Below are 6303 nucleotides of genomic sequence, written 5' to 3'. Positions count from 1 at the left end.
GGTAATTTGTCTTCTGTCTCAAACTATATTTTCATCGAATACTCGGAGTGCAAGTCTTTACCAATAGCGATCTGCCAAGCTGCTATAAAAGTGGCTGCTTAACACAACGGTAATTAAGAAAAGTAATTTTTCAAGGTAATCGAGTAGATAAGCACTCCAAAGATCAAGGCAACAATTCCTTGAATTCGGTTCCGATGTTTTAAATGAAAAAATCCTATAGCTAAAAATGAGAATAAAATCCCGAGAATTGCCCATAAGAACTTGTTTTCATTACGTAGTTTTGCTTCTCTAAACAACCAGATACTCATCAAGATACTAATAATCGGTAGAAACATGCAGTAGACCCCTTAAAAATCAAAGTGTTTACAAAATTATACAATACGAGATAGTTCAGGGGAATATGAACAAGTTATCACAACACACGATGTGATAAATGAGGAGGATGCACAATGAAACGAGTGAAAGTTCACTGGAGTTTAACTGCTAGTGTGATGCTTTTAGATGATGCTCTTGAAAGGGCTGGAATCGATTTGCGTAAGGACTATTCAATCGAAGTGGATGAAGACGGAAATTATATTTGCACACAAGAGTGACTTAACATTTCAATCGATTTGATAAATGAAGGGGGAAGGGTTATGCGTGAGATTAAATTTCGGCAATACGTTTGGGAAGACAGCAGCAAATTGAAAGGACAGATGGTTGGGTGGGATACATTGCTTGCAGAGGAATGCGAAGGTTTGAGTGCGGTTTTCAGCATCACTTTCAGCAATGCGAGTCCACTTATGCAATACACAGGTTTGAAAGACAAGAACGGCATGGAGATTTACGAAGGGGACATTAATGAGGCAGGGCATGACGATGGAGCCGTATATCTCGAAGTAGCATTCGACCAAGAACACGCCAGGTATGTTTTTATCGAAGTAATGCATCACTTGTTTTGCCTAACGGAATGAAATTTCGACATGTGTCTGCTTGAATAGATAAACCCTTGGGAAGAGGAGATTATGTTTGGAGCAATTTTATTAACGGGACCAATATTTGCGTTCGCTTTGAATGTAATTACTCCCAAAAGAAGTCTCCCTCTTCTATACGGCGACGGACGGGGAGAGACACTTGGCTTGACAAAAAAAAGAGCCACAGTAAGCGACTCTCTCATTATAATCTTATTTCCCGTAAGTATTTGTAGCCCAGACAGGATACCAGCCTTTATCAGCGTGCTTTGTGTTATAAACAACTGCATTACCGTCATCTTGAACAACTAGAATGTCGCCAGTGAGGTCAGCTGGCACGTTACTTTTTCCGTAATGGCGTGGAGCCCAATCTTCGGGAGCAAATCTCCATATAGTATAGCCTTTTCCCCTTTCTTGTAAACCAAGAGCTACTGGGAAATTAAGAGTTTTGGCGAATCCTAAATATTCGGGATAATATGATTTATAATAACCAGTAGCTGGATCAATATAATCAGCATGAAATTTAGCAGTGCCTGAAGCCCAGAGAGACGTTGTGGAATTATTGAAATTCTTATAAAGTACGAGATTTCCATCGTTCTGCATGATGAGGGAATATATACCATTATTCGAGGTTAACACTTGACCTTTTTCGAGTGTTTCACCAACTTTGAGCGTACTCTTTGCAGACGCCGCTGAGACAATGGAGAGCTGAAGAATGAATACCGCAAACAAAATTAATGAGAATTTTTTCATAAAAACCTCTGTTCTAATAGTATTTTAATTCTGGTGCAAAGCTTGTTATAAAGTGGTTGTGAGGAAATATTTACCGATAAAACTAGTGGTGCAAAAGATAAAAGGCAAGGATTGGAAGATGTTTTTCGATTTGTTCGTCCTTCTGATACCTTAGTGGTTTGGCGTTTGGATCGTTTAGGAAGGTATGGTCAGGAATTTTTAGGGTTTATTTAACACAACGTACACTTAAACATTAGCATCAACCTTTCTATGATAATACCAATATATTCCACTATATATGATGTCCATTCTCATTGCTTTAGGAGATATTGTCGAATAGTAGACAAGTGGACGACATTTTAGCAAAAGTGAGAAAAGCAAATGATCCTCTAATCAATAGATTTACGAGGATGATATTTTGCAAATTCCGGAGAGAGTGCTTGGCGAAGTGAAGTGAGTTCATGAGAGTGCAGACCCTTTAGCTTACTGGAAGCATCAAAGTGATTGTGAATATGACATAATCATAGGAAATTTTACGAAAATCCGGAGTTGTTAGAAGCTGTTTAACATAAGAGAAAGTAAGAAAACGAGAGCATGATCGCCCTCGTTCACTATGAAGATGGCTTCACTAGGTTTACACAAAACATTTGATAGACCCTAACCCACCACTGCATTTGTAATCATGTAGACTAATTTTTCCAGACTTTATAAATGGTCTACTTATAGGGGGTATTTATGGATAAACAACAAGTGTATGCTGCTGCCTCAATTATCGAATCTATGTATTATCGGTACCAACATACAAATTGGTTACATCGTCAAATTAGAAATCAAATAATTGCACAAATCTATATCAATTTAGAAGTACCACTTGAAGAAGCTAAAGATATATACCGTTTTGCTATAGAGAACAAAATTCCTAGGGTATGGTATGCACTGATCGAGAGAAGTGAAATAATTGATTTCCCTTCGAGAGAACTTATACCTGAGGCAGTACGTTTTATCAGTAAGGATTCATTGAACGAAATAATTGCTAAAAGACTTCGACTAGATGAAATTGAGGCTTCAGAAGAGAGTGAGGATTGAGTATCCAGGTACATATAAAAACTACTACTGCAGTGTTTAATTCATCGCGAGACCTTCATTTCAATATACCATAGGCACTTCCTCCACTCCCTCTATAGGTTGAGGAGGAAGTGCCTTTTGCGAAGCAAAACAATTGGAAGCAAAACAAAGGCAACCTGGGAACCATATGCACGATGTGGGGTGTTGTTATGTGGATCGATCAGAACAGCAGGAGAATGAAGCTTTTGACTGTTGAATATAGCCAGTGGATATCTATGGATCACATAACTGCTGTAAAAGCGGATTAAGGAGGGCTCTATGGCAAAGTCAACAACACCTAAAAGGCCGACTAGGGATGAATTTGAGTTAGAGGAATTAGGGAGTCAACTCATTGAAGTGAAAGATGATTGCGACGAAAGAGCGTTAACTGTTTGGGGGATGACCGAGAAAGTGCGCGGGCGGATCACAGTTCTTGATTCGCGTACAAGGCTAGTTATGTAGATGAAAACGGAACTATACGGAAAATACCATTCCTGGACATTATGAAAGTGAGTTACGAGTAATTACCAGCGCATCTCGCCTTTGTTTTTTTTTACGCTGACGCTGGATGTACATAACGAGCAACACGCTAAAGACTGCAAAGTGGTGATTCAGCAAGATTTGTTTTCGTCATAATGAAATCCCGCACTTATTCGAGTGACTACTGCAGTTTGTAGATCCGAAAAACACTGACAAGCACACACAGCCCCTATCCTGGTTAAAAGGTGGGGGCTGTTTGACGCTTGCCAACTAACCGGCCATTTCCCTACTTTACAAGTCCCTTCAAGTAATCCAGGAGCATCGGATAGAAATCCGGCTTGAAGTGAACACCGTTGTCCGCGTAACGGATGTTGTTGGCTCCAAAGAGGGGTGACAAGTCCACGTAATCGACTTTGACTTCATCGGCCAACTGTTCAAGCGCTTGGTTGAAGTCCGGAATGTTCGCATACCGCGGTTCTTGCTTCAGGGCTTCCTCGGTGACTGGCGGGATCGACAGGATGTGGATATTGGCCTTTGGTAGCTTGTTCCGGATGCTACCGATCAGCTGGCGAAAGCGCTCGACGAATTCCTGCTTGTCCGACAACCGCATGTCATTGCTGCCCAGCAGAATGAATACATGCTCCGGTACCCGGCTAGCGAGTTTCTCGACATTCATGAGGGCGAGAGAGAGCGTCGCGCCGCTCGGGGCAATGACATTCGCCGTATCCACTTTGTTCAGATAGGACAACGCCCCCAGGATGGAATCTCCCAGGAAAACACTGTGCCTGAACGTTGCTTTGTAGGCTTCGTTCGTATCGGCGACCGCCGGACCGCGCGTCTGATTGTCCAAATCCGTTTGCTCCTTCAAATAGCCCAACAGGATTGGATAGAATGCGTTCTTTAAATGAGAGCCGTCTTCATCGTATTGAATCTTGTGCTGCCGGAAAATGGGGGCAAGGTCAATGTAGTCTACTCCCTTCTCCTTCGCCATCTTCTGCAAGGCTGCGTTGAATTCTTCAATCTGCGGGTTCATGGACGCACCGAACGGTGATGCGGCATCTACCGGCGTAATCGACAGCACGTAGACGCGGGCCGCTGGCAGGAGTTCCCTTAGACGATCGACCAGCCTAGTGTATTTCTGTACGAATGTCTTCTTCGCTTCTTCTGACGGTTCCCTGAGATCGTTCTGCCCCATTGAAAGGAACACATGCGAAGGCTTGCGGCCCGCGATCTCTTCGACGTTGTCCAGTGTAGTTTGAACTGTTGCACCCACCCCCCCCATAACGTTCGCTTCAGGCAGCAGGTCATCGTTCGTCAGCCCTCCAATAATGGAGTCGCCTACGAACAAGCTGCTGCCGAACAATTCCTGGACGCTGCCTGAAGGCGCCTGTGTCGTAGCGAGCTGAGTCTGCCGCTTGTCGTCGACCGAGCCGCAGGCGCCGAGGGTCGATAGTATCGCCGCTAACAGTAAAATGCTTACCCATCGTTGTACCATTTTCATGCGCAATATCTCCTTCTTGCAAGATACCCATATCATAGAAGAGAGAAATCAATATCGAGTGCAGACGAGGTCAATATTAGGTGCAGATGAGATCAATATCGTGTGAAAATGTAACAAGCAACGTCTTCGTTTGACCTTTCGCGAAATTTATGAAGGATTATTTTCTAAGGTATGCTTCGCTCGCCAGTATTCGTTTGATTTTATTTTAGTTGGCTAGAGAATAACCCGTCCCTATTTTAAGGGGACGGGCTTTTGCTGTGAAATGTCTATTCGTATGCGGACTTTGCGGGTATACGAAACAAATACTTTATTTGACCACGAGGTACAAGATTATTTTAGTAAATAAAATGATTAAATTTGTACACGCTTAAACAAGCAAAATCGTACACGTTCGCATTGACGTTTATTGGTAATTATGACATATTTTGAGGAAGTGAACCTTTTCAGAAAGGATGATTTTTTGTGAAACCTAATCAAAACCAATTTTATAAGATTGCCAATAAATCTTTCGACGCTGTCGCTGTATTGACTGCTCAGGGTGTCGGATTTCCACTGCTTTCGGTAACGTGGGCTGAGTGGGATACTCAACGATTTATGTTCGTCCCGCTTAATAATAATTATTATGCGATTGTCGATAAATTCGGCGGCAATGTAGCGGATTCTGTAGATACGAAACCCGGACATTGGGTGCTGACGCCGCAGTGGAATGGGGGGGATACTCAACAATGGTTCCTACATGATTTGGAAGGTGGTTACCAAAAAATTAGCAACAAATTATCCGGCTTAGTAATAGATACTTCGTTTCCTAATGTGCTGATGTCGCAGTGGAATGGGGGGATACTCAACGCTGGCTTCCTGAAGCTGTAGAAAGTTTTACATTACCTTCTGTTCCAACGTATCCAGTACCAGCTGTTCCTCAATATGAGGATATAAATGATACATTACCAGAGTTTACCGAAAAGGTTACAACTCATTATACGCTAGCACCATTTATTGCGGTTGACGATCCTCATTATAAGGATACTCCACAACAAATAAAAACCAATCCCTATTATTTATACGTAAGAAAACAATACTGGAGGCGAGTAGCTTCACATACACTTGCTCCAAATGAAGTACACAAATATTCACAAACCACAGGTATGACGCAGGAAGATCAAAATATGGTGTCAACAACCGTTGGTCATACGATTGGGGCAGACGTAGGATTTCAATTTGGAAAGGAGGATAAGTCGCATTCTTCTGCTAGTCTGTCTTATCAATATACAACGCAACTAGCAACACATGAGAGTCACACAACCACAAAATTGACTGAAGAGACAAAAGAATTGTCAATTGACAACCCGAATCCCTATATTGTCGCATGGTCTAAATATGTATTGGTTTCAGAATATAGTGTACAGCGTTCAGACGGTACACTCGTATGGGAACCATGGACAGTAACAGATCCAAATACAACACAATCTAGTTACTATCCTCTAACAGCAAAGCTTTTGGATAATTAGAACAGTTACAACAAGCTACCCAGTTCAAGCA

General features: G+C 42.1%; 9 protein-coding genes and 1 pseudogene. 8 read left to right on the top strand and 2 right to left on the bottom strand.

Annotated features, from left to right (window positions below; genetic code table 11):
- Positions 1-449: 449 nt before the first annotated feature.
- Both HP398_RS22175 and HP398_RS22170 read left to right on the top strand, forming a co-directional pair.
- Positions 450-593 (top strand): hypothetical protein, encoded by a 144-nt coding sequence (locus HP398_RS22175; protein WP_017252604.1) that lies wholly within the window; start codon positions 450-452, stop codon positions 591-593.
- Positions 594-635: 42 nt separating this feature from the next.
- The gene (locus HP398_RS22170; protein ID WP_173623653.1) at positions 636-953 is read left to right on the top strand and encodes a YopX family protein; all 318 of its coding nucleotides are present in this window, start codon (positions 636-638) and stop codon (positions 951-953) included.
- Between the two features lie 210 nt (positions 954-1163).
- Here the strand turns inward: HP398_RS22170 and HP398_RS22165 are convergent, their stop codons facing one another.
- Complete coding sequence (locus HP398_RS22165) at positions 1164-1703, bottom strand: hypothetical protein (protein ID WP_173623652.1); 540 nt, start codon at positions 1701-1703, stop codon at positions 1164-1166.
- A gap of 66 nt (positions 1704-1769) precedes the next feature.
- Here HP398_RS22165 and HP398_RS30995 point away from each other — a divergent pair, with 66 nt between their 5' ends.
- From HP398_RS30995 to HP398_RS22145, 4 genes and pseudogenes are all read left to right on the top strand, one after another.
- On the top strand, positions 1770-1916 hold the full coding sequence (locus HP398_RS30995) for a recombinase family protein (RefSeq protein ID WP_173621437.1): 147 nt from the start codon (positions 1770-1772) through the stop codon (positions 1914-1916).
- Positions 1917-2417: 501 nt separating this feature from the next.
- Positions 2418-2768, top strand: coding sequence for a hypothetical protein (locus HP398_RS22155; RefSeq protein ID WP_017252601.1), 351 nt, complete (start codon positions 2418-2420; stop codon positions 2766-2768).
- 110 nt (positions 2769-2878) lie between these two features.
- Positions 2879-3055, top strand: coding sequence for a YolD-like family protein (locus tag HP398_RS22150; protein WP_254476275.1), 177 nt, complete (start codon positions 2879-2881; stop codon positions 3053-3055).
- Between the two features lie 10 nt (positions 3056-3065).
- Positions 3066-3310 (top strand): annotated as a pseudogene (locus tag HP398_RS22145) (YolD-like family protein).
- 242 nt (positions 3311-3552) lie between these two features.
- On the opposite strand, the gene HP398_RS22140 reads toward HP398_RS22145, so the two are convergent.
- A complete protein-coding gene (locus HP398_RS22140) occupies positions 3553-4767 on the bottom strand; it encodes a GDSL-type esterase/lipase family protein (protein ID WP_173623651.1) in 1215 nt (404 codons plus the stop codon).
- Positions 4768-5229: 462 nt separating this feature from the next.
- Between HP398_RS22140 and HP398_RS22135 the strand changes: the two genes are divergently transcribed.
- Both HP398_RS22135 and HP398_RS22130 read left to right on the top strand, forming a co-directional pair.
- Positions 5230-5634, top strand: coding sequence for an RICIN domain-containing protein (locus tag HP398_RS22135; RefSeq protein WP_173623650.1), 405 nt, complete (start codon positions 5230-5232; stop codon positions 5632-5634).
- Positions 5592-6272 (top strand): hypothetical protein, encoded by a 681-nt coding sequence (locus HP398_RS22130; protein ID WP_173623649.1) that lies wholly within the window; start codon positions 5592-5594, stop codon positions 6270-6272. Before HP398_RS22135 ends, HP398_RS22130 begins: the two co-directional genes overlap by 43 nt.
- Positions 6273-6303: the final 31 nt, after the last annotated feature.

The organism is Brevibacillus sp. HB1.4B, from assembly GCF_013284285.1.
GTDB classification, from domain to species: Bacteria; Bacillota; Bacilli; order Brevibacillales; family Brevibacillaceae; genus Brevibacillus; species Brevibacillus porteri.
Note: the sequence above shows the minus strand (reverse complement) of the source record. Positions and strands in the feature narration are given on the sequence as shown.